This is a genomic window from Mesorhizobium sp. M1142, from assembly GCF_040318565.1.
GTDB lineage: Bacteria > Pseudomonadota > Alphaproteobacteria > Rhizobiales > Rhizobiaceae > Mesorhizobium.
On sequence record NZ_JAMYMK010000002.1, the window covers coordinates 53,415 to 78,647 of the forward strand.

General features: G+C 63.3%; 27 protein-coding genes and 1 pseudogene. 13 read left to right on the forward strand and 15 right to left on the reverse strand.

Annotation, left to right across the window (positions count from 1 at the left end):
* Nucleotide 1: 1 nt before the first annotated feature.
* The 4 genes from NKH42_RS04265 to NKH42_RS04280 form a co-directional block, all read right to left on the reverse strand.
* A complete protein-coding gene (locus NKH42_RS04265) occupies nt 2-1,099 on the reverse strand; it encodes an ABC transporter ATP-binding protein (RefSeq protein ID WP_352505393.1) in 1,098 nt (365 codons plus the stop codon).
* Nucleotide 1,100: 1 nt separating this feature from the next.
* Entirely contained in the window at nt 1,101-1,967 is an 867-nt protein-coding gene (locus NKH42_RS04270) for a carbohydrate ABC transporter permease (RefSeq protein ID WP_352465970.1), read from the reverse strand.
* Between the two features lie 2 nt (nt 1,968-1,969).
* Complete coding sequence (locus NKH42_RS04275) at nt 1,970-2,866, reverse strand: carbohydrate ABC transporter permease (RefSeq protein WP_254818773.1); 897 nt, start codon at nt 2,864-2,866, stop codon at nt 1,970-1,972.
* 142 nt (nt 2,867-3,008) lie between these two features.
* Nucleotides 3,009-4,328, reverse strand: a complete 1,320-nt coding sequence (locus NKH42_RS04280; protein ID WP_352505391.1) for an ABC transporter substrate-binding protein — start codon at nt 4,326-4,328, stop codon at nt 3,009-3,011.
* Nucleotides 4,329-4,487: 159 nt separating this feature from the next.
* Between NKH42_RS04280 and NKH42_RS04285 the strand changes: the two genes are divergently transcribed.
* Both NKH42_RS04285 and NKH42_RS04290 read left to right on the forward strand, forming a co-directional pair.
* On the forward strand, nt 4,488-5,276 hold the full coding sequence (locus NKH42_RS04285; RefSeq protein ID WP_352451570.1) for an IclR family transcriptional regulator: 789 nt from the start codon (nt 4,488-4,490) through the stop codon (nt 5,274-5,276).
* A 67-nt stretch (nt 5,277-5,343) separates the two neighbouring features.
* Complete coding sequence (locus NKH42_RS04290) at nt 5,344-6,180, forward strand: amidohydrolase family protein (RefSeq protein WP_352505390.1); 837 nt, start codon at nt 5,344-5,346, stop codon at nt 6,178-6,180.
* A gap of 65 nt (nt 6,181-6,245) precedes the next feature.
* On the opposite strand, the gene NKH42_RS04295 is transcribed toward NKH42_RS04290, so the two are convergent.
* Genes NKH42_RS04295 through NKH42_RS04310 form a run of 4 tightly spaced genes read right to left on the reverse strand, consistent with a single transcriptional unit; the run spans nt 6,246 to nt 9,228 of the window.
* On the reverse strand, nt 6,246-6,383 hold the full coding sequence (locus NKH42_RS04295; protein WP_352505389.1) for a hypothetical protein: 138 nt from the start codon (nt 6,381-6,383) through the stop codon (nt 6,246-6,248).
* A gap of 8 nt (nt 6,384-6,391) precedes the next feature.
* Nucleotides 6,392-7,492, reverse strand: a complete 1,101-nt coding sequence (locus tag NKH42_RS04300; RefSeq protein WP_352505461.1) for an extracellular solute-binding protein — start codon at nt 7,490-7,492, stop codon at nt 6,392-6,394.
* A 20-nt stretch (nt 7,493-7,512) separates the two neighbouring features.
* Nucleotides 7,513-8,673: a CaiB/BaiF CoA transferase family protein gene (locus NKH42_RS04305; protein ID WP_352505388.1), complete on the reverse strand. Its 1,161-nt coding sequence runs from the start codon at nt 8,671-8,673 to the stop codon at nt 7,513-7,515.
* 3 nt (nt 8,674-8,676) lie between these two features.
* Nucleotides 8,677-9,228: a MaoC family dehydratase gene (locus NKH42_RS04310; protein WP_352701861.1), complete on the reverse strand. Its 552-nt coding sequence runs from the start codon at nt 9,226-9,228 to the stop codon at nt 8,677-8,679.
* Nucleotides 9,229-9,418: 190 nt separating this feature from the next.
* Between NKH42_RS04310 and NKH42_RS04315 the strand changes: the two are divergent.
* Nucleotides 9,419-10,515 (forward strand): annotated as a pseudogene (locus tag NKH42_RS04315) (lactonase family protein).
* 7 nt (nt 10,516-10,522) lie between these two features.
* Here the strand turns inward: NKH42_RS04315 and NKH42_RS04320 are convergent.
* Nucleotides 10,523-11,236, reverse strand: a complete 714-nt coding sequence (locus NKH42_RS04320) for a GntR family transcriptional regulator (protein ID WP_352505385.1) — start codon at nt 11,234-11,236, stop codon at nt 10,523-10,525.
* Nucleotides 11,237-11,494: 258 nt separating this feature from the next.
* Here NKH42_RS04320 and NKH42_RS04325 point away from each other — a divergent pair, with 258 nt between their 5' ends.
* The 6 genes from NKH42_RS04325 to NKH42_RS04350 all read left to right on the forward strand — a co-directional run bounded on the left by NKH42_RS04325 (nt 11,495) and on the right by NKH42_RS04350 (nt 17,480).
* Complete coding sequence (locus tag NKH42_RS04325; protein WP_352701858.1) at nt 11,495-12,583, forward strand: ABC transporter ATP-binding protein; 1,089 nt, start codon at nt 11,495-11,497, stop codon at nt 12,581-12,583.
* A 36-nt stretch (nt 12,584-12,619) separates the two neighbouring features.
* Nucleotides 12,620-13,909 carry an ABC transporter substrate-binding protein gene (locus NKH42_RS04330; RefSeq protein ID WP_352505383.1) on the forward strand — a complete coding sequence of 430 codons (1,290 nt, stop codon included), beginning with the start codon at nt 12,620-12,622 and terminating at the stop codon, nt 13,907-13,909.
* A 253-nt stretch (nt 13,910-14,162) separates the two neighbouring features.
* Nucleotides 14,163-15,071 (forward strand): ABC transporter permease, encoded by a 909-nt coding sequence (locus NKH42_RS04335; RefSeq protein ID WP_352505382.1) that lies wholly within the window; start codon nt 14,163-14,165, stop codon nt 15,069-15,071.
* Nucleotides 15,072-15,075: 4 nt separating this feature from the next.
* On the forward strand, nt 15,076-15,894 hold the full coding sequence (locus NKH42_RS04340; protein ID WP_352505381.1) for an ABC transporter permease: 819 nt from the start codon (nt 15,076-15,078) through the stop codon (nt 15,892-15,894).
* A gap of 2 nt (nt 15,895-15,896) precedes the next feature.
* Nucleotides 15,897-16,637 (forward strand): aspartate/glutamate racemase family protein, encoded by a 741-nt coding sequence (locus NKH42_RS04345; RefSeq protein WP_352505380.1) that lies wholly within the window; start codon nt 15,897-15,899, stop codon nt 16,635-16,637.
* Between the two features lie 6 nt (nt 16,638-16,643).
* Nucleotides 16,644-17,480, forward strand: coding sequence for a GNAT family N-acetyltransferase (locus NKH42_RS04350; protein ID WP_352505379.1), 837 nt, complete (start codon nt 16,644-16,646; stop codon nt 17,478-17,480).
* Between the two features lie 46 nt (nt 17,481-17,526).
* On the opposite strand, the gene NKH42_RS04355 is transcribed toward NKH42_RS04350, so the two are convergent.
* The 6 genes from NKH42_RS04355 to NKH42_RS04380 all read right to left on the reverse strand — a co-directional run bounded on the left by NKH42_RS04355 (nt 17,527) and on the right by NKH42_RS04380 (nt 22,466).
* Nucleotides 17,527-17,673: a hypothetical protein gene (locus NKH42_RS04355; protein ID WP_023716676.1), complete on the reverse strand. Its 147-nt coding sequence runs from the start codon at nt 17,671-17,673 to the stop codon at nt 17,527-17,529.
* A 75-nt stretch (nt 17,674-17,748) separates the two neighbouring features.
* Entirely contained in the window at nt 17,749-19,041 is a 1,293-nt protein-coding gene (locus NKH42_RS04360) for an NAD(P)/FAD-dependent oxidoreductase (protein WP_352505378.1), read from the reverse strand.
* Complete coding sequence (locus NKH42_RS04365) at nt 19,038-20,021, reverse strand: branched-chain amino acid ABC transporter permease (RefSeq protein WP_352688736.1); 984 nt, start codon at nt 20,019-20,021, stop codon at nt 19,038-19,040. The genes NKH42_RS04360 and NKH42_RS04365 overlap by 4 nt, the downstream gene beginning before the upstream one ends.
* A complete protein-coding gene (locus tag NKH42_RS04370) occupies nt 20,018-20,926 on the reverse strand; it encodes a branched-chain amino acid ABC transporter permease (RefSeq protein WP_352505377.1) in 909 nt (302 codons plus the stop codon). Before NKH42_RS04370 ends, NKH42_RS04365 begins: the two co-directional genes overlap by 4 nt.
* Nucleotides 20,923-21,672 carry an ABC transporter ATP-binding protein gene (locus tag NKH42_RS04375; RefSeq protein WP_352505376.1) on the reverse strand — a complete coding sequence of 250 codons (750 nt, stop codon included), beginning with the start codon at nt 21,670-21,672 and terminating at the stop codon, nt 20,923-20,925. The genes NKH42_RS04370 and NKH42_RS04375 overlap by 4 nt, the downstream gene beginning before the upstream one ends.
* On the reverse strand, nt 21,669-22,466 hold the full coding sequence (locus NKH42_RS04380) for an ABC transporter ATP-binding protein (protein WP_352505375.1): 798 nt from the start codon (nt 22,464-22,466) through the stop codon (nt 21,669-21,671). Before NKH42_RS04380 ends, NKH42_RS04375 begins: the two co-directional genes overlap by 4 nt.
* Before the next feature lie 126 nt (nt 22,467-22,592).
* Here NKH42_RS04380 and NKH42_RS04385 point away from each other — a divergent pair, with 126 nt between their 5' ends.
* Genes NKH42_RS04385 through NKH42_RS04400 form a run of 4 tightly spaced genes read left to right on the forward strand, consistent with a single transcriptional unit; the run spans nt 22,593 to nt 25,227 of the window.
* Nucleotides 22,593-23,330 carry a GntR family transcriptional regulator gene (locus NKH42_RS04385; protein WP_352505374.1) on the forward strand — a complete coding sequence of 246 codons (738 nt, stop codon included), beginning with the start codon at nt 22,593-22,595 and terminating at the stop codon, nt 23,328-23,330.
* Complete coding sequence (locus NKH42_RS04390) at nt 23,327-23,815, forward strand: DUF3830 family protein (protein WP_352688652.1); 489 nt, start codon at nt 23,327-23,329, stop codon at nt 23,813-23,815. The genes NKH42_RS04385 and NKH42_RS04390 overlap by 4 nt, the downstream gene beginning before the upstream one ends.
* Nucleotides 23,816-24,175, forward strand: a complete 360-nt coding sequence (locus tag NKH42_RS04395) for a TIGR04076 family protein (protein ID WP_352505372.1) — start codon at nt 23,816-23,818, stop codon at nt 24,173-24,175.
* Nucleotides 24,172-25,227, forward strand: a complete 1,056-nt coding sequence (locus NKH42_RS04400; protein ID WP_352505371.1) for an aldo/keto reductase — start codon at nt 24,172-24,174, stop codon at nt 25,225-25,227. Before NKH42_RS04395 ends, NKH42_RS04400 begins: the two co-directional genes overlap by 4 nt.
* The last annotated feature ends 6 nt before the right edge of the window (nt 25,228-25,233 follow it).

Below are 25,233 nucleotides of genomic sequence, written 5' to 3' on the forward strand. Positions count from 1 at the left end.
TTTAACCTCGCAATGTCTTGCCCGTTTCGGCAGAAAACAGATGGGCCTGCGACAGGTCCAGGCTCATCTTGACCCTGTCGCCGGCCCTGAGCGGCTTTGGATTGAGCATGCGGGATACCCAGTCGCTGCCGTTGAATTCGGCAAACACCAGCGTCTCGTTGCCAAGCGGTTCGGTGACGGTCACCGGCAGTTCCACCTGGTGGACGTCGACCTCTTCGCCGGAGCTGATGCCGTGTCCCGTCGGATAAATGTCGTCGGGCCTGAGGCCGAATACGACCTTGTCGCCGGTTCCGACATTTGCCTTGAACTGGCTGGGCAGAGGCAGTCTCTCGCCGCTGGCGAACAGCAGCTGTCCGTCGTCGACAACCGCCTCGTGCAAATTCATCGGCGGCGAGCCGATGAAGCCGGCCACGAAGCGCGTCTGCGGCCGGCGGAAGACCTCGTCGGGTGTGCCGACCTGCTCGATGAACCCGTCACGCATGATGACGATGCGGTCGGCCAATGTCATCGCTTCGACCTGGTCATGGGTGACGTAGATCACCGTCGACCGGACCTTGGCATGCAGTTTCTTGATCTCGGTGCGCATCTGCGTCCGAAGCTTGGCGTCGAGATTGGAAAGCGGCTCGTCGAACAGGAAGACGTCGGGATCGCGCACGATGGCGCGACCCATGGCGACGCGCTGGCGCTGTCCGCCCGACAACTGCGACGGCCGGCGGTCGAGCAACTGGTCGAGGCCGAGAATGCCGGACGCTTCGGCTACGCGACGGTCCATTTCTTCTTTCGCGGCGCCGGCTATCTTCAGCGAGAAGCCGAGGTTTTCGCGCACCGTCATATGCGGATAGAGCGCGTAGGACTGGAACACCATCGAGATGTTGCGCGAGCGCGGCGGCAGGTCGTTGACCATGCGGCCGCCGATCTCGATGATCCCGTCGCTGATCGCCTCGAGGCCGGCGATCATGCGCAGGGTTGTCGACTTGCCGCAGCCGGACGGCCCGACCAGCGCGATGAACTCGCGGTCGGCGACCTCGAGGTCGATGCCGTGCACGACCGCCACCGGACCATAGCTCTTGGTGAGTTTCTTGAGCGATACAGTTGCCATGTCAGCCTTTCACCGCGCCGGAAGTGAGGCCGCCGACGAGATGTTTCTGGACGATGAAGGTAAGCGTGAGCGCCGGTATGATCATAACCACGGCCAGCGCGCACATGCCGCGCCAGTCGATGGTGAATTCGGCCGTATAGTCGAGCAGGCCGACCGGCAGGGTCTTGGAGTTGATCGAGCGTGTCAGCTGCGAGGCGAGCGCGAACTCGTTCCAGGAGGTGAGGAAGGCAAAGATGCCGGCCGAGGCGATGCCAGGCCCGGCCAACGGAAACTCGACCTGCCAGAAGGCCTGCCAGCGCGTGCAGCCGTCGATCTGCGCCGCCTCGGCAAGGTCTTTCGGCACCTGGCGGAAAAAGCCGTCGATCAGCCAGACGGTGAAGGGCACGTTGAGCGCGACATAGACCAGGATCAGCCCGAAATGCGTATCGATGATGCCGAGCCGCGCAAAGACGAAGAACAGCGGCAGCGACAGCGCAATGCCAGGCACCGTGCGCGTCAGCATCAGGCCAAGGAACATCGCCGATTTGGCGCGAAAGCGGTAGCGCGCAAAGGCATAGCCGCCGGCCATGCCGATAACGATGGCGATCACCGTCGAGGTCACCGAGATGATCAGCGAATTGCGGAAGTAGTCGAGCACCGGAATGCCGCCCTGGCCGACGCCGCTGAACATGGCTATGTAGGCATCGAGCGAGAGTTGCTGCGGGATCCACACCGGCGGCTTGGCCATGATCTCGACGGTCGGCCGCAGCGACGACAGCACGATCCAGATGCCGGGCAGGCAGATGACCAGCATGGCCAGGAACAGTCCGATGCCGTGAACGATGCCGAGCGCTTTGTTGCCGACGCGATGCAGGCTGTTCTGGTCCATCCTCACCACTCCGCCGCGATCTGTGTGCGCGCCGCGGCGAGCTTGCGGTAGAAATAGACGGTGAACAGGATGGACAGCAGGATGGAGAAATAGGCCATGGCATTGGCCATTCCCATCCGGGCATCGCCATAGGCAGTGCGGGCGACGAGCGTCCAGACCAGTTCGGTGCGGCCGGCAGGACCGCCGTCGGTCATGATCTTGACGATGTCATAGGCGCGCGCGACGTCGAGCGAGCGGATGGTCATGGCGATGAAGGCAAACGGCATGATGAACGGCCAGGTGACATAGCGGAATGTCTGCCACGGCGTGCAGCCGTCGACGCGCGCCGCCTCGACCGGTTCGCGCGGCATCGCCAGCAGCCCGGCAAGGATCAGGATCGCGAACACCGAGGTCGACGACCAGATCTCGGCGGTCAGGATGGCGATGAAGGCGAGATTGCCGTCGATCAGCCACGGGATGGCGCGGTCGGTCAGGCCGAGCCCCTGCAGGGCGTTGTTCACCAGGCCGATATTGTCGTTGAACATGAATTTGAACTGGAATCCGACCAGGATCGGCGAAAACATCATCGGAAACATCATGATGGTGCGCAGAACCCGCTGGCCGCGCGATGCCTTTTCCACCAGCAGCGCCAGCCCGAGCCCGATCACCATTTCCAGGTTGAGCGCCACCGTCAGCAGGACCACGGTGCGGGCAAAGGCAACCCAGAAAGCGCGGCTGGTCAGGATGGCGACGTAGTTGCGCGCGCCGATGAAGACCCAGAACGTCTCCGGCCTGGTCAGCCGGAACGGCGTGAAGCTGGAATAGAGCGACAGCAGCAGCGGCACCACCACCACCGCCGCAAGCACGATCACCGCCGGCAGCAGGAGCAACAATGGCGGCGAAGGTCTCCAGCCTTTCATGGCGATCCGGTTCTGGTTGGTGCCCGGACACCGAAGGCCGCCATTGGCGAGCTGGGATCAAGACACAGCGTGTTGCGCATGGTTCGAAAAAAGTTCGGGGCGCCGCCCTTCAATGAGCGCGGCGCCCCCCTTGGTTGAATGATCAAAGCTTGCCTGCGTCCTCGAGGATCTGGGTGGCCTTGGCGGCAGCGTCGTCCAGCGCCTGCTTGGAGGTCTTGTCGCCAAGGATGGCGGCCTGCAATTCGGGATAGACGGCGTTGGAGATTTCGATCCATTCAGCTGTCTGCGGCACGGCAAAAGCGTGCTTTGCCTCTTCCTGGAAAGCCGCCAGCACTTCCTTCTTGTAGGGATCGCTTGCCGCCTGCTGGATGTCCCAGTCCCACACCGCCGTGCGGGTCGGCAGTGGGCCGCTTGCCGCCTCGAGCTTCTGGCTGTCCTCATTGGTCAGGAACCAGACCAGCGACGCCGCAGCCTCCTTGCTGGCGCAGTTTTCGGTGACCGAAAATCCGTGGTGCCCCGACCAGCCGGTGCGAATGCCGGCCGATCCCTTCGGCGCCACCTTCACCCCGACATTGCCGGCGACCTTCGACGACTTCGGATCGTTGAAGAAGCCTGCCCAGCCTGGCCAGTCGAGGTTGATGGCGACGGTGCCTGAGGCAAAGCCCTGGCCGAGATCGTCCCACAGATAGTTGGTGGTGCCGGCCGGCACCGCCTTGGCCTTGTAGAGATTGACGAACCAGTCGAGTGCGTGCACGCCGGCTTCCGAGTTGAAGGCCGGCTTGCCATCCTTGTCGAGGTATTCGCCGCCGTCGGCGATGAGCATCTCGTAAAACCGGCCGTTGATCGCCTCTTCCTTGCCGGCGAACTGGGTGCCGTAGAAATCGGGCGGGCTGGCGAAGAATTCCGCCTGCTGGGCGACCTCGTCCCAGGTGTCGGGCGGTGTCAGCTCCTTGCCGTACTTGGCCTTGTAGGCGGCCTTCTTGGCTTCGTCCTGGTAGAGGCTCTTCTGGTAATAGAGCGCCGACACGTCGAACTGCGCGCGCGGCAGCATCACCAGCTTGCCGTCGAGCGTCGAGGCCTTGATCGTCGACGGCACGAAGGCGTCGATCTCCTCCTTCGGCAGCAGCTTGTTGAGGTCGGTGTAGATATCAGGATACTGCGGCGCGAAGGACGAGTGGTTCGACCCAACGCACCAGTTGATGCTGCCGGAGGCGATGTCCGACTTGATTTCCTTGTCGAGCTCGAAGTGGTTTTTCTTCGAGATCACGTTGACCTTGGCGCCGGTCAGTTTTTCCCATTCGCCGATGCGCGCGTAGAGCCCTTCATATTGCTGGCCGCCGATCAGCTTGGCGTCGATAGTGACGCCGTCGAATTTGCCGGGCAGGTCGGCAGCAAGGGCAGCACTCGCACCAAGTGCGAGCAGCGTTACGCCGGCTGACAGGCCGCAGAACAGTTTCGTCATTGGTATCCTCCCAAGAGCCTGCATCGATCGCGTAGTGAGGTCGATCGGCAGCTTCATTCATATACAAACAAAACATTCATAGGATCGTCAAGCCGAAAGTTCTTTCGGAAGCAATACCGTTATGCGTATATGAAAAATGCAATTCACTGGAGAGGCGGAATGGCAGAGGACGAGGAAGACGACCGCTATCGAGCCCCGGCGCTGGACAAGGGGCTCGACATCCTCGAGCTGCTGGCCGGGGTCGATGGCGGCCTGACGCAGGCGGAAATCGCCAAGAAGCTCGACCGCAGCCCGAACGAATTCTATCGCATGCTGGACCGGCTGGTGCGGCGCGGCTATGTCACGCGGCCGGATGGTGACCGTTACTCGCTGACGCTCAAGCTGTTTGGTCTGGCGCAGCTGCACGCGCCGGTGCGCCGGCTGGTTTCCTATGCGACGCCGCTGATGCGCGAGCTGGCCGAGACCACACAGCAGGCAAATCAGCTGGTCGTCTTCGATCGCGGTTCTGCGGTGGTGATCGCACAGCAGGAGGCGCCGGATTACTGGGGCATCTCGATCCGCGTCGGCTCGCATATCAGCCTGTTCGACACCGGCTCCGGCCATGTGCTGCTGGCGTTCCGCCCGCCGGAAGAGCGGCAGATGATGATCTCAGAACATCTGCGCAGCACCGACAAGCCGCCGCAATCGCCGGAGTTCTTTGCCCGCCTCGACCAGATCCGGGAACGCGGCTACGAGATGATGGCATCGATGCAGACCGCCGGTGTCTTCAACCTGTCGACACCGGTTCTTGGCTCGGACGGCAGGGCGATCGCCGCGCTGTCGATCCCCTACATAACCCTGGTCAACGCACCCAAGGCGCCCGACATTACGAGGACGATTGAGCTGCTGCTGGCAGCGACCGAAAAGCTGTCGCAGCTGGCGGGATCGACCGTCAAGCAATCGCGATGAATTCTTATTTGAATGAAGAATTTCTCCGTGAGATGATCGCGAAGTCGCCAAGGAGGAGCGCGCCACCATGATCTTCGACACTCATCTGCACCTGATCGACCAGTCCGCGCTGCGCTATCCCTGGCTGGCCGGTGTGCCGGCGCTCAACCGCGATTTCTCCTACGACGAATATGCAGTCCAGGCCCGCCGCGCCGGCATCGAGGGCGCATTGCACATGGAGGTCGATGTCGATCCTGCCGACATCGAGGCCGAGACCAGCCATGTGAAAACGCTGTCGCAGCAGAAGGGCAGCCTGCTACGCGGTGCAATCGCCTCCTGCCGTCCGGAAGAGCCGGGCTTTGCCGGCTATCTCGAGCGCCAGCGTGAAGATTCTTTCGTCAAGGGCTTTCGGCGTGTGCTGCACGTCATGCCGGATGAACTGTCGGAAGGCGCGCTGTTTCGTGAAAACATCAAGCGGCTTGCCGGCAGCGGCCTGACCTTCGACCTCGTCGTCCTGCCGCACCAGATCCCCAAGGCGATCGTACTCGCCGACCTCGCGCCGGATGTGCAGTTCGTGCTCGACCATTGCGGCGTGCCCGACATCAAGGGCGGTGCCGAGCACCCCTGGCGCGAGCACATGGCGGAGATCGCGCGGCGCCCGAACGTCGCCGGCAAAATTTCCGGTGTGGTCGCCTATGCGGATGCTGGATCCTGGACTGTCGAAACGCTGCGTTCCTATGTCGAGCACACCATCCAATGCTTCGGCTGGGATCGCGTCGTCTGGGGAAGCGACTGGCCGGTCTGCACGCTCGGCGGCGGGCTTGCGACCTGGATTGCGGCGACGCACGCGCTGCTTGCCGGCACCAGCGACGATGAACGGCAAAAGCTGCTGTCCGGCAACGCCAAGCGGCTGTGGAGTTTGTAGAGCATTTTGCAGCCAAGTGGAATCACTTGGCGTCGCACAAATGCGGCTAAAACGAATAGACGGCCTCAGATGGTCGCCGACATGTGCCGCTCGCGACCGTAGAGCGAAACCAGGAGCACGACGACCAGGCCAAGTGCCGCCCAGGCCGACGGCAGCACCTTCTGCGGCGCGCCGTCATATTGCGCCTTCAGTTCGGTCGGCAATCCAGCGATCACGCCCGAAACAGGCGATTGAGATCGGCAACGACGCGAGCCGCATTGTGCCTTTCGCTCAGGCCAAGATTGATGCGATCTGACGCCGCCTGCTGGAAGGCCATGTAGCCGTCGTGCCGCGGCCTGACCCAGGCACCTTCGAGCGTGGCTCGGGTGTCCTTGTAGAAATTGCCGCTGGCGGCATTGACGGCGGCGTCCGCCCAGGCTGCCGCATGGCCGGGCTGGCCGCCGGCCGAGGCGTAAGGGCCGCGCTGCACGTCACCGCTGGCGATCCAGTAAGCGAAGTCGATGGCCGCCCGCCTGGCCTTCGAAAAGGCCGACACGGCGATGCCGGTCCCGCCAAGCGCCGAGCCTTTGGGACCGACATTGCCCGCAGCAGGGATATCGGCGAAAACAACGCGGCTGGGCCGGAATCCGGCGATGGCGTAGGAGACATAGCCATAGATCAGCGGCGCACAGGCGATCCGCGATCCCGATCCGGCCATTTGCTCAAGAACCGCGATCGGGTCCATGCCAAGACAGGCCGGGTCGACGAGCGCCGCGATCTCGCGCATCATCTCGAAAACCTGCTTGCCGATTGCAGGATCCACATGGTCGCCCGGGCCTTCACCGGCGGGCCGGCCGAGATTGCCGGCGAGCGTGTAGAACACCATCAGCGAATGCGGCGGCCTGAGCGGCAACAACACGCGGCCCTGCCGCGCCAGATCGAGCGCATCGGCCCAGCTCGCCGGCGCAGCCGAGAGCATGTCGGGGCGCCATGCCTGCACCTGGCTGGCCGCGTCGATCGGAAACGCCCACTGCCGGCCCTGCCAGTTGTAGCTGGCATAGGACCGGCCGACGCTGCCCGCCGCAAGTGCTGCACGTTCGGCTTCCCGGCCGGCAACATCGAGCGGCGTCAGGCAGTTCTCGGCGGTGATCCGGCCGACATGCGGATGGTCGATGACGATCAGATCATAGGCGTGGGCCAGTTCCTCGACCGGAAAGGTCTCGAAATCCTGCAGCGAGCGCTTGTCCCATTCGATAGCGACGCCGGTCCGTTCCTTCCACAGCGCCGAACAGGCGACCATCGGGTCATAGCCGCGCGGATGGCTCCAGGTCATGCCTTTGAGCGTGACGTCGCTCAAAGCCCGAATTCCGCGCGGATTTTTGCGCTGTGCTCGCCGATGCGTGGCGCGGCCCGCTCGACCTTGGCGCGGATGCCGTCGACCCTGAGCGGCGAGCGCGTGGTAAGGATCGAAACGTCATCCTCGCGCGTCACCGTCTGCAACATGTCGAGAACCTGGAAGCCTTCGCTGGCCATCATTTCCGGCCAGGTCAAAACCTTGGCGCACCAGATGTCGGCAGGTTCGAGGATGGCAAGCCACTCGTCGACCGTTTTCGTCGCGATTTTTTGTGCGATGATCGCCTTGATCTCGTCGCGGGCAGTGAACCAGGTCGACGGCTGATCGCGGTAGGGCGCAAGTTCCTCGAGGCCGAGGAGATCGGCGAGTTTCGAGATCGGCGTCATGGCGATCGCCAGATAGCCGTCCTTGGCCGGATAGACGCCGTAGGGCGCCGACAGATAGGCGTGTGCGCTGCGGAAGCTCGACCGCCGCGGCAGCCGGCGCCCATCATTGAGATGCGTGGTCAGCACCTCGAACTGGAAGTCGACCAGCGCTTCGAGCAGGCTGGTCTCGACATGGCTGCCCTTGCCGGTCACACCGCGCCGCACCAGTGCGGCGAGGATGCCTTGCGCGGCGGCCGAACCCGCCAGCATGTCGGCGATCGCCAGGCCGAAGGGCACCGGCCCCTGGTCCTCGTCGCCGTTCAGCCACATGACGCCGGAGCGGGCTTGCGCCAGCAGATCCTGCCCGGGCCGCTTGACCCATGGGCCTTCCTCGCCATAGCCGCTGATCGAGGCATAGACCAGCCGCGGATTGATCTTGCGCACCGCCTCATAATCGAAGCCCAGTCGTTCGATGACGCCGGGCCGAAAATTCTGGATCAGCACGTCGGCCCTGGCCAGCAGGCCGCGCAGTGCCGCAAGATCGGCCTCGTCCTTGAGGTCGATGGCAAAGCTTTCCTTGGCACGGTTGATCGCGTGGAAAATAGTGGAATCGCCGCCGATCTCGGTGTCGCTGAGATAGAGTCGGCGCGACAGGTCGCCGCCATCCGGCCGTTCGATCTTGATGACGCGAGCGCCGAGGTCGAGCAGTCGCAGCGAGCAGTAGGGGCCGGACAAGAACTGGCTCATATCGACAACGATGAGCCCGGTCAGCGGCAGTTCGGCAATGGCAGCCATTGCCTATTTCTCCGTCTTGCCGGCGAAATCGGCCGGATTGCGGTACTTCACCGTCTGCAGGTGCTCGCAATAAAGCACAAGCTCGCCTTCACCTTTGAAGACTTCATAGCTGGCGCGGATCAGCCCCATTTCCTTGTATTTTGGCTTCTTGTCGAGGTTGGAGCGGATCGAATAGATCGTGTCGCCGATGAACACCGGCTTGATGAAGCGCAATTTGTCGTAGCCATAGGAAAAAGCGTTGATGCAATTGGTGGCAACGAGGCCGAGCCCGGCCGAGAACACGAAGGCGCCGGCGACCAGGCGCTTGCCGAAGATGCCTTCTGTTTCGGCGAACATCTGGTCCTGCACGTAAGGATTGATATCGAGCACCAGCGCGTTGAAAAGATGGCTGTCGCCCTCGGCAATGGTCCTGCGCAGCGAGCGGATCTTCTGGCCGACCGGCCAGTCTTCGTAGAACCAGTTCTCCGCGTTCCAGACGGGAAGGTCGGCGTGATCCCTAGGCATGTTGGCGGGGTGTGTCGATGCCACGCCCACGGTTGGCGCGAAACCGCTCATGACGACTTCCTCTGGGAGCGGGAATCGTCCATCAGGGCGCGCCGCAGACCAGCGAAATGCATGATCGATCCTCCCGTCAATCTTCTTTTGTGAATAGTATTTTCACATATGGGGTTGTGATGCAAGCGAGTCTCGGTGAAATTTTGGCGGCTCCGTCGCGGCCAATGCCGGCGGAACATGGGAGGAAGTGATGCAGAATGCCTGTCTGGTTTTCGTCGGCAGCCTCAATCGCGACGCCCCATATTTTCAGGGCGCGCGCGGCGTCGGGCTGGGCGTCTACAGTTTCGACGAGGGGACGCTGGAGACAAAGAAACTGGCCGAGACGGCAGACATCGACAATCCGACCTTCCTGTCGGTGACGCCGGACGGCTCCCACGTCTACGCCAATTCCGAAGTGTTCACCTGGCGCGAAGGGGTTGTCTCGGCCTACCGTTTCGACAGGCAGACCGCCACGCTGTCCTACATCAACAAGCAGCCGACGCTGGGCAGCATCACGGCGCATAACACCATCACGCGCGACGGGACCAAGCTGCTGGTCGCCAATTACGGCATGGGCGAGGGCGGCCCCGATCGCTCGGTCGTGGTCTTGGGGCTGCGCGAGGATGGCGGCCTGACCGCACCGTTGTCGAGCGTCGCCCATAGCGGGACCGGACCAGACCCCGCACGCCAGGAGCGGCCGCACGCCCATAGCGTAACCGAGACGGTTGCCGGCGGCATTGCGATCGTCGCCGACCTCGGCATCGACCAGCTGGTGTCCTATCGCATCGGCTCAGACGGCAGTCTGACGAAGCTCGCCGAATCGGCGCTTGCGCCGGGGGCTGGTCCGCGCCATCTCGCGCTGCATCCGGGCGGCCGCTTCGTGTTCGTCATGAACGAGCTGGATTCGACGGTCGTCTCGCTGGCGCTGGAAGACGGATCAGGCAAGCTTGCGGTGATCGACAGTAAGCCGGCGGTGCCGCCCGAGGCGCGCGACGGCAATCACTGCGCCGACATCCAGATCTCGCCCGACGGCCGCTTCCTCTATGGCTCCAACCGCGGCCATAATAGCATCGCCGTGTTTTCGGTCGACCAGCAAGCCGGCAGACTTGCCCTTGTGGGCTATACGCCTTGCGGGGGCGCCACGCCGCGCAACCTGGCCCTGACGCCTTCGGCGGCCATCTGTTCTCGGCCAACCAGAATGCCGACCGCATCTCGATTTTCGCCCGTGATGCCGCAACCGGCCGGCTGACCGATACCGGCCGATCCATCGACATCGGCACGCCGATGTGCGTGAGGATCGTGCGTTGAAGTGACCTCAGAACTCGAGCGCCTGCCTGAGTGCCGGGCCGCTCCTGACGCGCAAATCGAGGTCGGCCTCGATATGGTCGATGTGGTGCAGCATCAGGGCGCTGCCGCGTTCGGCATTGCCATTTTCCAGCGCTTCGAGGATCTGCGTGTGTTCGTTGTGGCCGCAGCTCGAGATACCCGAGCGGCCATAGAGTGCGATCACCAGCGATGAACGAGCGACCAATTCCTCCATGAAGCGCTGCAGGATGACGTTTCCCGCGACCGACGCCAGAAGCAGGTGAAAATCCCCCGACGCCTTGATCTCCGATCGCCTTGCATTCGGTCCGCGTTCGGCGATGAAACGGCCTTCTTCGTCGAGCTGGGCCTTGAACGCGGCGACATGCGCCGGCGTCATCCGCCCGACGGCGGCAATCGCGATGCCGGGTTCGATGAGCCGGCGCGAAGCAAAAACTTGCCGCGCTTCCTCCGGCGACGGATTGGCGACGAAGGCGCCGCGATTGCGCTCGGTGCGCACCAATCCCTCGAAGGAGAGCATCTGCAGTGCGGCGCGCGCCACGGTGCGGCTGACATCGAACAGCGTGCCGACTTCGCCCTCGGAAAGCTTGGTTCCCGGCGCCAGCCGGCGATCGACGATCGCGTCGCGCAACTGGTCGCGGATCGCCTGCGCGCGATCCTCGTTGGCGGCCTCGATAGCAGGGATAGTCTGGTTGGCAATGTTCATGGCAGTGGTCCTGCCTTCTTCTATCCTGAATCGCGTCGCTTGGACGAGAGACAAAGTGAATACAGGAACGAAAAAGATTGCATACGATTTTCGCGAGGATCGGTGGCAACCGCCTATAATTTGTGCATTGCACAAGGATGCCGTATCGGCAGCCATATAGAGGCGGCCCTGATTTCTTCGAGGATTCAGCCGGTTGGTGCGGCGGTGCGCAACTGGCACGCATGATGCTTTGGCTAATCCGACCAAAGGGGAAGCTGGATGTCCAAAGCCGCCGAAATCGACATTGTGTCCGTTTCGAAAGTCTATGGCGCGACGACTGCCGTCGAAGGCATCAGCCTGAAAATCCCTGCGGGAACCTATTGCTGCCTGCTCGGTCCGTCCGGCTGTGGCAAGACCTCGACGCTGCGCATGATCGCCGGGCACGAGAGCATATCGAGCGGCGACGTGCGTCTCGGCAACACAGTGGTTACCGACCTGCCGCCGGCCAGGCGCGGCACCGCCATGATGTTCCAGTCCTACGCGCTGTTTCCGCATCTCGACCTGATCGACAATGTCGCCTTCAGCCTGAAGATGAAGGGCGTCGGCAAGGAAGAGCGCCGCGCCAAGGCACTCGACATGCTGAAGCTGATGCAGATGGAGGCCTATGCCAGCCGTCGTCCGGCGCAGCTTTCCGGCGGCCAGCAGCAGCGCGTTGCTCTTGCCCGCGCATTGATCACCGATCCCGAGGCGCTGTTGCTCGACGAACCGCTTTCGGCGCTCGATCCGTTCCTGAAGATCCGCATGCGGGCCGAACTGAAGAAGCTGCAGACATCGCTCGGCATCACTTTCGTCCACGTCACCCACAGCCAGGAAGAGGCGATGGCGCTGGCCGACCTGATCGTGGTGATGAACGACGGCCGAATCGAGCAGGCGGCGCACCCGCGCACGGTGTTCGAGCGGCCGGCCACCGCCTTCGTCGCTCGTTTCATGGGCGACCACAACGTCATCTCCGGCCGCGTCGCCGGTAGTCGCGACGGCATGGTCGTTTTCGACGTGCCCGGCGGCGTCGCGTTCGCCGCGAGCGGGCAGGGCAGGGAGACCGGGGAGCCCATCGACATCGCCATTCGCACCGACCACGTGCGCATCGGCGTGCCGGCGGCAGCCGGGCTCGGCTTCACCGGCATCATTGCAAACGTCGAGTACCGCGGCTCGTCCGTGAAGCTCTCGGTCAATGGCGCCGGCATCGAGGATTTCACGGTGATCGTCGACGACACCAGCTTCTTCGCCAGGCCGGTCGCCGTCGGCGACGCAGTGCCGATCGCCTGGGACGCCGAGGACGCGATCGTCCTTGGCCGTCTCGATTCCTGAAACCCAGCATAACCAACCAAAACAGGGGAACTGAACATGACCAACACCACCGACAAGAAGACTGGAATATCGCGACGTTCGCTGCTGAAGACAGGTGCCGCCGCCGTCGGTTTCGCCGCCGGTTCCGGCGCCATATCAGGCTTTCCGACCATCTGGGCGCAATCGAACATCACGCTGCGCCAGTTCGGCACCGGCGTCTCCAATCTCAATGCCATCGCCGAAAAGTGCAAAGCCGATCTCGGCATCACGCTGGAGATGACAGCAACCGATTCCGACGCCGCCGCGCAGCGCGCCGTGACGCAGCCCGACAGCTACGACATCGCCGACATCGAATACTGGATCTGCAAGAAGGTGTTCCCGACAGGCGTCCTGCAGCCGATGGATGTCAGCAAGCTGAAATATTACGACGAGCTGGTGCCGCTGTTCAAAACCGGCAAGCTGACGCCCGACAGCGTCATTGCCCAGGGCACCGCGCCGCATACCGTCGGTTACGTCGAGGCGCAGGACAGCAAGGTTTTCGCCAAGGCGCCGACCAATTGGTTCACCATGGTGCCGACGATCTACAATGCCGATACGCTCGGCATCCGCCCCGACCTCGTCGGCCGCGATATCACCACCTGGGCCGACATCATGGATCCGGCCTTCAAGGGCAAGACCGCCATCCTCAACATCCCGTCGATCGGCATCATGGATGCGGCGATGATCATGGAGGCAACGGGCAACATCAAATACGCCGACAAGGGCAACATGACCAAGGAGGAGATCGACAAGACGATCGACTTCCTGATCAAGGCCAAGCAAGCCGGCCAGTTCCGCGCCTTCTGGAAATCCTTCGACGAAAGCGTCAACCTGATGGCTTCAGGCGAAGTGGTAATCCAGTCGATGTGGTCGCCGGCCGTGGCCGCAGTCCGCTCCAAGGGCATCGCGTGCCGCTTCCAGCCGCTCAAGGAAGGCTACCGCTCCTGGGGTGGCGGGCTTGGCCTGGCAGCCCATCTCTCCGGCGCCGAACTCGACGCCGCCTATGAATACATCAACTGGTACACGTCAGGATGGGTGGGCGGCTATCTCAATCGCCAGGGCTACTACTCGGCCAACATGGTGTCGGCCAAGAAGTTCATGTCCGAGGACGAGTGGGGCTACTGGATCGAAGGCAAGCCGGCAAAGGGCGATATCCTGTCGCCGGACGGCAAGGTCATGGAAAAGGCCGGCGCCGTGCGTGACGGCGGCTCGTTCGAAGAGCGTATGGGCAAGGTCGCCTGCTGGAACTCGGTCATGGACGAAGACCGCTACATGGTGAAGCGCTGGAACGAGTTCATCGCTGCTTGATGCAGCCGGGCAACAACTGAGATGCCTCATTCCTTCCCACCCCCTCTGTCCTGCCGGACATCTCCCCCGCAAGGGGGGAGATTGCGCCGTCATCTCTGATTTCGCCAATCTCCAATGCTTCAAGAGGAGAGCTAGCAGCCAAATTGCAAATCTCCCCCCTTGCGGGGGAGATGTCCGGCAGGACAGAGGGGGGCGGGAAGGATCACGGCGTGCCGGACTATCGGCCCTTTGCGACACCCCAGGGCTGTTCCAGATGACAGTGGCACTCGATCAGCCAGCAACCATTGCCACAAAGCCTGCCAGACGTAGGCGCTCCTTTGCCGGCGTCGCACCCTATCTCCAGGCGACACCGCTGGCGATGATCCTCGGCGCGTTTCTCTTGCTGCCGATCCTGATGATCGCCGTGGTCTCATTCTGGGACTACGATTTCGCGGCGATGTACCCGGATTTCCTGACCACCAACTACGCCGACACGCTCGGCTCGTGGGTTACCTGGAAGACCTATCTAAATACGCTGAAATACGCCGCCATCGTCTGGGCGCTGACGCTGTTCATCGGTTTCTGGGTCGCCTATTTCCTCGCCTTCCATATCAGAACCACAGCCATGCAGATGGTGCTGTTCCTGGTCTGCACGGTGCCGTTCCTGACCTCCAACATCATCCGCATGATCTCGTGGATTCCGGTGCTTGGCCGCAATGGCCTGGTCAACTCGACGCTGGTGCAGATGGGACTGATCCCGAAGCCGATCGAGTGGCTGCTCTATTCCGAATTCGCCGTGGTGCTGGCCATGGTGCATCTCTACACGCTATTCATGGTGACGCCGATCTTCAACACGCTGATGCGCATCGACAAGTCGCTGATCGAGGCCGCGCGCGACGCCGGGGCTTCCGGCTGGCAGGTTCTGTGGAACGTCGTCATGCCGCTTGCCAAGCCCGGCATGGCGATCGGCACCATCTTCGTCGTCACGCTGGTGATGGCCGACTTTTCGACGGTGCAGGTGATGTCCGGCGGCCAGAGCGCCTCCGTCGCGCTGATGATGAAGAACCAGATGTCGCTGCTGCAGTATCCGGCGGCCGCTGCCAACGCGGTCGTGCTGCTGGTGCTGGTCCTGCTGATGGTCGCGGGCATCCTGCGCATCGTCGACATTCGCAAGGAGCTGTGAGACTTTGAGACACGACAAGCGCAGCTTCGAATTCTACGTGCTGGCGGCGTTCTTCGCGGTTTTCGTGCTGTTCCTCTACGGCCCGCTTTCGGCGATCCTGATCCTCTCTTTCCAGGGCGAGAATGGCGGTCTGACATTTCCGCTGAACGGCGTCTCGCTGCACTGGTTTGCCAACCTGTTCGAGCGCCAGGCGGTCGGCGACTTCGGCGGCAGCTTCAAACGCTCGCTCGTCCTTGGCCTGATGGTGATGGTCGTCACTGTCGCCGTGTCGCTCCTTGCCGGCCTTGCCTTCCGGCAGAAATTTCGCGGCGCAACCGCACTGTTCTATCTGGCCGTCGCCAGCTTGGTCGTGCCCTCGATCATCATCAGTCTCGGCATTGGCGTCGTCTTCCAGCAGATCGGCTTCCGCCCCGCCTGGTACACATCCGCTTTCGGCGCCCATCTGACCTGGACCTTGCCTTTCGGCGTGCTGATTATGTTTGCTGTCTTCAATCGGTTCTCGCCGGCCTACGAGGAAGCCGCGCGCGATCTCGGAGCATCGTCGTGGCAAACCTTCGCGCATGTCGTCCTGCCGATGATCGCACCCAGCCTGATCGGCGTCGGCCTGTTTGGTTTTACCCTCTCCTATGACGAGTTTGCTCGCACGCTGATGACGTCGGGCACCTTCAACACGCTGCCGCTCGAAATCTACGGCATGACGACGAATGTCACGACGCCGGTGCTCTATGCGCTGGGCACCGTGACGACCGTGTTTTCCTTCCTGGTGATCTTGCTGACGCTCGGCGCAATCGTCTATCTCGGCCGCCGCCGCGAGCGCGCCTAACCGTGCAGATCCTCGTCGTCAATCCGAACACCACCGCCAGCATGACCGAGACTATCGCGGTCGCCGCCCGATCGGTCGCTGCTCAATCGACGAAGATTGTTGCCGTTACCTCTACGATGGGCCCGGTGTCGATCGAAGGCTATTACGATGAAGCGCTTGCCGTGCCCGGCCTGCTGGTCGAGATCGCCGCCGGTGAACGCTCGGGCGCGGGGGCCGCGATCATCGCCTGCTTCGACGACACCGGCCTCGATGCCGCGCGCGCCATGGCCAACATTCCGGTCATCGGCATCTGCGAGGCATCGCTCAGCACGGCCTCGTTCATCGCCCAGCGCTTCACCGTCGTCACCACCACCGGACGTTCGCGCGTGCCGGTCGAAGGGTTGGTGCAGCGCTATGGCATGGCAGGGCGCGCGCGTGTGCGCGCCGCCGACATCCCGGTTCTTGCCCTCGAAGATCCGGCGTCCGACGCACTGCTCAGGCTGCGCAACGAGATTGCGCGCGCCATCGACGAGGATCGCGCCGAGGCGATCGTGCTCGGCTGCGCCGGCATGGCCGATCTGGCGGCGGCGCTGCAGCGGGAATTCGGGCTTCCGGTCATCGACGGCGTGGGCGCTGCCGTGAAACAGGCCGAGGCATTGATCGCCCTTGGCCTGACGACATCCAAGCGCGGCGCCTATGCAAGCCCGTTGGCAAAGTCTTATCATGGCGCGTTGAAATCCTTCGCGCCTGGCGCCGCCGAGTGATCGAAAATGCTCAGAACGATCCGAACACTCGCACTTGAAGAGGTGGAAACCCTTGTCGACTGGGCGGCGCAGGAAGGCTGGAATGCCGGCCTCGGCGACGCCGCTCTGTTCCAGGCAGCGGACCCGCAGGGCTTCATCGGCGCCTTTGTCGAAGGCGAGATGGTGGCCGGCATTTCGGCTGTGGCGTATGGCGACGATTTCGGCTTCATCGGCCTCTATATCTGCCGGCCGGACAGGCGCGGTGCGGGCCATGGCAAGGCGGTCTGGGATGCCGGCATGGCGCGGCTCGGCAACCGCACGATCGGACTCGACGGCGTCGTCGAACAGCAGGCCAACTACCGCAGCATGGGTTTTGCACCGGCCTACCGGACGATCCGGTTCGTCGGATTGCCGGATGTTCCGGCAGCCGTCGGCAGTGACATTTGCGCAATAGGGCCGGATCTCGTGCCGGACATACTGGCCTATGACCGCCGCTTCTTTCCCGGCCCGAGACAGTCCTTCCTGGAACACTGGCTGCGCCCGCCGCATATGGCGCTTGCCATGGTCAAGGACGGCGCAATTGCGGGATACGGCGTCGCGCGCCGATGCCGCGACGGCTGCAAGGTCGGCCCGCTCTTTGCCGACAATCTGGACACGGCAAGCCGTCTCTTCGCCGCGCTCGCGCAGATGTGCGGCCCCGGAAACGTCCATCTCGACGTCCCCGAAACCAGCGGGCAATTTGCAGATTTGCTGTCGTCCGCCAGCCTTCAACCGGGCTTCGAAACGGCTCGAATGTACAAGGGAAGGGCGCCGCAGCTCACGCAGTCCGGTGTCTATGCGATAACGACCTTGGAGCTTGGTTGAGACGGTGCAAGTCGGCTTCAGCGCGCAAGTCGGGGAGCAGAAATGTCTACTTTTCCTGAACTGAAATGCCGGAATCGTCGATACGAAGTTCCACGCCTTTCGGCTTGGTCTCCTCGCGATAGACGTAAATGCCCAAGGCAATGACGGCGACGACCAAAGCGCCGATGATGAGATAAAGATAGTTCTGCTTCATCCGCTGTCGTTAACAACATGATTTGAGCGAGTCTAGCGGTTCGGTATCAGGACGGCGGACGGACGCGCACGTCGATCAGCCATCCAGCCGATCGCGCAGCATGCTTAGGGGAAGCAGCATGTTTGGCGCGTGCCGCGTCAGGCCGTGGAACGGGATCGGCGACGGCGGCGCAAACGGCAGCGGCAAATCCTGAGGCTTTGTTCCGTCAGTCCAATCCGCGAGCACCTTGCCCATGCTCGTCGTCATGGCGATGCCGCGTCCGTTGCAGGCAAAGCCCGCGATCAGGCCGGGGCCGAGATCGACAAGGCGCGGCAGGAAGTCGGGCTCGACGGCAGCCATCCCCGACCAGCTATATTCAAGCGGCGGGATCTCCGGGAGGTCAAGGTGTTTTGCCAGGCGCCGCCAGATCGCCCGCGGCACCCGCGTGTCGGCACCGGGGCCAAAAACATGCATGCCGCCAGTGATCAGCCTGTTTTCGCCGTCGAAGCGGAAGGTGAAGAGATTGCGTCTTGTGTCGCCGACGCCTTGCCCGCCAGGAAGCAGGCGAGTGCGTATCTCGCGCGGCAGCGGCGCTGTCGCGATCTGGAAGATTTTCAGCGGGAAATAGGTTCGCTGCAGCGCGCGATCCAGCGGCCCGCCATAGGCGTTGGTGGCGACCAGCACCTTTCCTGCGCGTACCGAGCCGGAGGCCGTCTTCAAAGCCCAACCATCGCCTATGTGATCGATCAACGCGACACGCGTATGTTCGAAAATGCGCGCGCCGGCCTTTTCCGCCGCATCGGCGAGGCCGCGCGCATATTCGACCGGATTGAGGACGCCACCCGACCGATCCATCCAGCCGCCGACATAGCCGTGAACGCCGGTCAGATCCTCGATCGCTTGCCTGTCCAGCGCAACAGTCGGCCTTCCGCGCCTTGCCCATTGTTCGGCCCGCGATCTGGTCTTTTCCAAAGCGGCCGGTGAATGGGCTGGTTGTATCCAGCCGCTCTGGATGGCATCGCATTCGATGGCATGCCGCTTGATCAGGTCGAAGACGAGGTCAGCGCTGCCGGCGGCGAACCCGACAAGGCGTTCGCCGCGTTCGGGTCCGAGCTGGGCAATGATATCGTCGGGGTCTCTTTTTGCGAAATTCGGCACGACAAAACCGGCGTTCCTGCCGGTCGCCCCCCAGGCGATGATTTCGGCTTCGAGGACGGCGACCGAGATGCCTTTCTCGGCGGTGTGCAGCGCGGCGGAAAGGCCAGAAAATCCGCCGCCGACAATCGCCAGATCGACCTCGAGTGCACCTTCGAGCGAAGGCCGGTCGCGGCGGTTACGGCCGACGGCGTGCCATAGCGAAAGGCCGCGTGGCACGGCAACGCTGCTCATGACCTTGCAGCGCTCTCGTCCGGAGCCGCTTTCGCGCCCTTGCCGAACCTTGCGCGCCGCGGCCTGTCGCCGAACAGGCCGTTCGGCCTGACCAGAAGGATGACGCACAACATCACGCCGATCGCCACGATCTGCAGCGAAGCGGCGCGTGCCTGCTGTTCCGGCGAGAACAACACACTGGTCAAGGCTCCCGATCCGGCCCATATCGCCCAGACCAGGATGCTGCCGATGACGGCGCCGATGTTGCTGCCCGAGCCGCCGACGATCAGCATCACCCAGACCTGGAAGGTCAGCGCCGGCAGATAATTGTCCGGAGCGATGAAGCCGGTGAAATGCGCCTGCAACGCGCCGGCCAGTGCCATGATGGCACCGCCCACGGCAAAGGCCTGGACGCGGTAGAACCGTGCGCTTTTACCTAGGGATATCGCGGCCCGCTCGTCCTCGCGAAGCGCCTTCAACACGCGCCCCCACGGGCTGCGCGACAGATGCTCCAGCGCGAGATAGACGATCAGCGTCACCACCGAGACGATCGCAAGGTTCGAAAGGTTGAACAGCAACGGCGTTTCGGCAAGACCGCCGAGCGGACGCGGAATGAAGCCGATGCCGAATGGGCCGCCGGTCAGCTTCTGGGCATTGAGCGCTACCAGTTGCACGACGACGGCGACGCCGAAAGTAGTGATCGCCAGATAGTCCGATCTCAGGCGCAGCGTCGCGATGCCGGTGATGGCGGCCGCGACGCCGCCCACCAGCATGGCGCCGAGCCAGCCGACAAGGATCGGCAGATCGAAGCCGCCGAGCCGCGCGGCATCGTCGGGCGTGGTCAGCAGTGCCGAGGTGTAGGCGCCGATGGCAACGAAGCCGGCGACCCCGACATTGAAAAGCCCGGTCAGCCCCCATTGCAGGTTGAGCCCGAGCGTGACGAGCGAAAAAATCAGCGCGGTGGTCAGGAAGAAAGCGCCGTAGCCGAGCAGATCCATCAGCGTTCCCTCACTCCGAAAAGGCCGATGGGGCGCACGAACAGCACCGCCATCAGGATGATGAAGGAGACGGCCGCCCGCCATTCGGCGCCGATCAATTGCACGGCACCCGCTTCGGCCATGCCGATGATCAAACCGCCGAGAACGGCGCCGGGCACGCTGCCGATGCCGCCGAGGATGGCGGCCGCGAACATCGGCAACAGCATCTCGAAACCCATGAATGGCCGGATCTGAATGAGAATGCCGATCATGACGCCGGCGACGCAGGCCAGCGCCGCGCCGATGAGCCAGGTGACGCGCACCACCTTGGCGACGTCGATGCCAACGATGCGCGCCAGTGCCGCGTTCTGGCTCAATGCCTGCATCGAACGGCCGGTCTGGGTGCGGGTCATCAGGAGGTGCACACCGAGCACCAGCACGGCGGTCAGCAGCAGCAGCGCGATCTGGTCGGGGGTGATGCGAATGCCGAAGCCGACGGGCATGGCGATCTGGATGGCCCGGCTGAAATAGGTCGGACGCGAGGTGAAGATGAATTCGAGCAGGCTTCTCAGCGCCATCGAGGCGCCGAAGCTGGCCATCACCACGATGATCGCCTGGCCCTTGGCCCGCAGCCGCGCGAACAGCACCAGATCGAGCGCCAGTGCCAGCAGGCCGGTAACCGCCATGCCGATGATGAGCGCGGCGATCAGCGGCCAACCGAAGGAGAGGGGCGCGATCGGCGCGATCTTGCCGAACATCGCGCCAATGGCGCCAACCACGGCCAGCGTCGCATAGGCGCCCCAGGCCATGAAGTCGCCATGGGCGAAGTTCGAGAAGCGCAGGATCGAATAGGTGAGCGTCACGCCGATGGCGCCGAGGCCGATCATCGAGCCTGCCAGCAGTCCGTCGACGACAAATTGCAGGTTCATGCCGCGCCTCCTTTCCCGAAGTCGGGGCGGCGCTGGCCAAGGTAGAGTTCGGCGACGACCGGATCGTTCCAGAGCTCGGAGGCGATGCCCTGGTGCCGCTCCTTGCCCTCGACCAGCACGTAGGCGCGGTCTCCAATGGCAAGCGCTGCCTTCGCGTTCTGCTCGACCAGCAGGATGGTGACGCCGGATTTGCGGATGCCGGCCAGCATCTCGAACACCATCGACACGAATTTCGGCGACAGGCCGGCCGACGGCTCATCGAGCACCAGCGCCTTGGGATGGACGATCAATGCCCGCGCGACGGCCAGCATCTGCCGCTGTCCGCCTGAGAGATTGCCCGCGGCTGTTCTGCGCTGAAGGGCGAGATCGGGAAAGACCGCATACATTTCCTCAATGCGGGCGGGGACCTCGCGCGGCCTCAGAATGCCGCAGGCGACCTTGAGATTGTCCTCGACCGACATCAGCGGGAAGATGTTCTCCGTCTGTGGCACGAAGGCAAGGCCAAGGCGGACCATGGTGTGGGCGGGCGACGCCGTGATATCCTTGCCGTCCAGCAGCACCGTGCCGCCGGTGATCGGGACAAGGCCGGCGATGGCCTTGATAAGGCTCGACTTGCCGGCGCCGTTGGGACCGAGGACGACGACGATCTCGCCCTTGTCGACGGTGATCGAGGCGCCGCGCACGATCGGAACGCCGGGCTCATAGCCGGCTTCGAGATCGCGGACATCGAGTACCCTTTGGCTCATGCCGTGCCTCCGAGGTAGGCCTGGATGACGCGTGGGTCACGCGCCACCTCGTCCGGAGTGCCTTCGCGCAGAAGCTGGCCGCTCGCCATGACCAGCACGCGGTGGCAGAGTCGCGTCACCATGTCGATATTGTGCTCGATCAGCAGGAAGGTGATGCCGCGCGCATTGATGTCGCGGATGCGGTCGATGATGATCTCGAGCAGGGTTGCGTTGACCCCGGCCGCCGGCTCGTCGAGCAGGATGATCGCCGGGTCGGCCATCATCACGCGGGCCAGCTCGAGCAGCTTGCGCTGGCCGCCTGAAAGCACGCGCGCCGGCTCGTGCGCAAGGTGAGCGATCGTGACGAGCTCGAGTAGTTCGACGGCTCTTATCTCGGCAGCCCTTTCTTCGGCAGCGACCCGCCGGGGCGTCAGGAAATTGGCGAGCAGTTTTTCTCCGGCCTGCCCTTGAGCAGCCAGCATGACGTTTTCGATCAGCGTCAGGTTAGGCAAGGGCCGGGGGATCTGGAACGTGCGGCCGAGGCCGCGGCGGATGCGGCGATGGGCAGCTTCCCCCGACACCGATACGCCGTTGAGGAGGATTTCGCCGCTGGTCGGCAGAATGCTGCCGGCGAGCAGGTCGAACATCGTGGTCTTGCCGGCGCCGTTCGGGCCGATAAGGCCAAGTATTTCGCCCGGCCGGACGTCGAACGAGACATTGTTGACCGCGACCAGGCCGCCGAAGCGTCTGAGGACGTTCCTGGCCGTGAGGACCGGCGTACGGATCTCCTCCTGCCGTTCCGTCGTGTCGCTCATCAATTCCTCTGGCCGAAAAGCGATCTTCGTCGCCTATGATCTGATTTGTGATCACGCTTGCTTTGATCACGCTATTCGGCTTTAATTTCTTCCGCAAGCCGAAAACGGCCAAGACCGGGATTGCCTATGCAGAAGGCCGCCATCGAAAAGAACAATGAGATGATCGCAGCCCAGCTTACGCCGGTCGGCCGCGAGACCGTGCAGGATCGCGTCTATTCGGAGCTGCGCCGCGCCTTGATCGGCGGCCTTTTCGAGCCGAGCCAGGTGCTGACCATCCGCGGCCTCGCCGACGCGCTGGTCACCAGCACCATGCCGGTGCGCGAGGCGCTCGGACGGCTGATCACCGAGAAGGCACTGGAGGCGCTTCCCAACCGTTCAGTGCGCGTGCCGCCGATCACGCTGGAGCGCATCGACGACCTCTTGCGCGCCCGCTCTCTGATCGAGGGCGAAGCGATCGCGCTGGCCGCGACGCGCATGAACCCGCGCCAGATCGCTTCGGTCGAGGCCATGCTCGGCGAGTGGGACGAGATGCGGGCGCTGAAGCACAAGAAGGACATCGACCGGGAGGCGACGCTCAATCAGAGCTTCCACTTCGAGATCTACCGATGCTGCGGTTCCGCCGTGCTGATCCCGATGATCGAGAGCCTCTGGCTGCAATCCGGACCGTGCATCCGCGTAGCCATCTACGCCTTTTCCGACGCCGGCGAGGTCGATACGGCCCACTACCACCGCAGCATCGTCGCAGCGCTTTCAAGGCAGGATGCGCAAGCGGCGCGCGAGGCTCTGGTGGCCGACATCAGCCGGCCCTTCGCCTTTCTGCGCGACAAGCTCCAATCCACAAGCAAGGAAGGATTGAGGGCATGAGGGCGCCTGGCATCAGCATCACCGAGCCACACTCGATGCTTTCCGTGACCGCGCTGATGTTGCCTGAAAAGGCGCCCGACAACGCTGCCTTCCTGCTGGCCTATCTCGAGCAGCCGCGCGTCGTTGCCGGCATCCATGCTATGTGGACGGGGCCGGAAATCTCCTGCCCGGTTCCATCAGCCGAACTTGAGGGCCAAACGTATGCCAGGCCCTTGCCGGCGGAGAACGCAACGCTGACGCCGCAGCCGGGGGACATCGTGTTGTCCTACGTGCCGCCGCGCATGTGGGGCGGCAACCCGAATGCCATCTTTGACGTCGGCCTGTTCTACGGAGCGGGTGCACGCCTGCTATTCCCGATCGGCTGGCTTGCCGGAAGCGTCGTCGCGCAGGTGGTGCCTGAGGATCGCGATAAATTCGCAGCCGCTTGTGGCGTGATCCGCCGCAACGGTGCCTGCGACATCACCTTCACCCGGGTGGAGATCTGAATGGCTGAGACCGACGACAGTTTCGAACTCTTCGACCTTCGCGTCGAGGCGGTTATCCCCAAGGGCAAGCCGATCTATTGCGGCGCCAAGCCCGGCGACTATTTCGAGTTGAAGGGCGAGATGCTGTCGATGCCGGCGGGGCAAGGTTTCTCGATCTATTCCATTGCGGCAGTGTTGCCGCTTCTGGCCGCAAAGCAGCGCCCGACCCACAGGAACGACTGGATGACGTCGGACGCCGAGATCGCTTGTCCGGATCCGAATTGCGCCAGCCGGCTGCGGATCGTCAGGACGGGCAAGCGGCGGTTCAGCCATGCCGAGACCACGGCGGTTCCGCTGCCGAAGGAGAGTGACCAGAGATGACCGCCAAGGCATTCGAACTGAGTCCCGGCTACACGATCTCGCGCGTCATTCGCGGCGGCTGGCAGCTTGCCGGCGGGCACGGCGCGGTCGATCGCCAACAGGCGGTGAGCGACCTGATCGCCACGTTCGACGCCGGCATCTGGACCTATGATTGCGCCGATATCTATACCGGTGTCGAGGAACTGATTGGTGCGGCGCGCCTGCGCCTTGCCAATGAGCGTGGCCTCGACGCTGCCGCCAAGATGAAGGTGCACACCAAGCTGGTGCCTGACCTCGAACGGCTCTCCACGATCGGCCGCGACTACATCAGCAGCATCGTCGACCAGTCGCTGCGGCGGTTGAAGACTGAGCGCCTCGATCTTGTGCAGTTCCATTGGTGGGACTATTCGGTGCCCCGCTATGTCGACGCGATGGGCTGGCTCGACGAAATCCGCAGGGAAGGCAAGGTGCGCAATATCGGCACCACGAACTTCGACACGCTGCGGCTGGCCGAGATCCTGGCCGCGGGTGTGCCGCTGGTCAGCCAGCAATTGCAATACTCGGTGCTCGACCAGCGGCCGGCGAACAGCCTTGCAGCACTCGCCAGCCGGCATGGCGTCAGTTTCCTCTGCTACGGTTCGGTGGCTGGCGGCTTCCTTAGCGAAAAATGGCTTGGCGTTACCGAGCCGCAGACGCCGCTCGAAAACCGGTCGCTGGTCAAATACAAGCTGATCATCGATGATTTCGGCGGCTGGGAGCTTTTCCAGGAGTTGCTTCGCACACTGAAGGCCATCGCCGACCACCGCGGTGTCGACATCGCCACCATCGCCAGCGCCTGGGTGCTGCAGCAGCCGCAAGTGGCGGCCGTCATCGTCGGCGCCCGCAACCAGGCGCACGCCCTTGCCAATGCCAGAATCATGGACGTCGCGCTCGATGCAGACGAACGGGCGAGGATCGCTGCCGTAATCGCGCAAAGCCGGGGGCCGCTGGGCGACGTCTACACATTGGAACGCGACCGTCACGGCCGCCACGGCTCGATCATGCATTACAATTTGAATGCAGGCAGGAAATGAACGCGG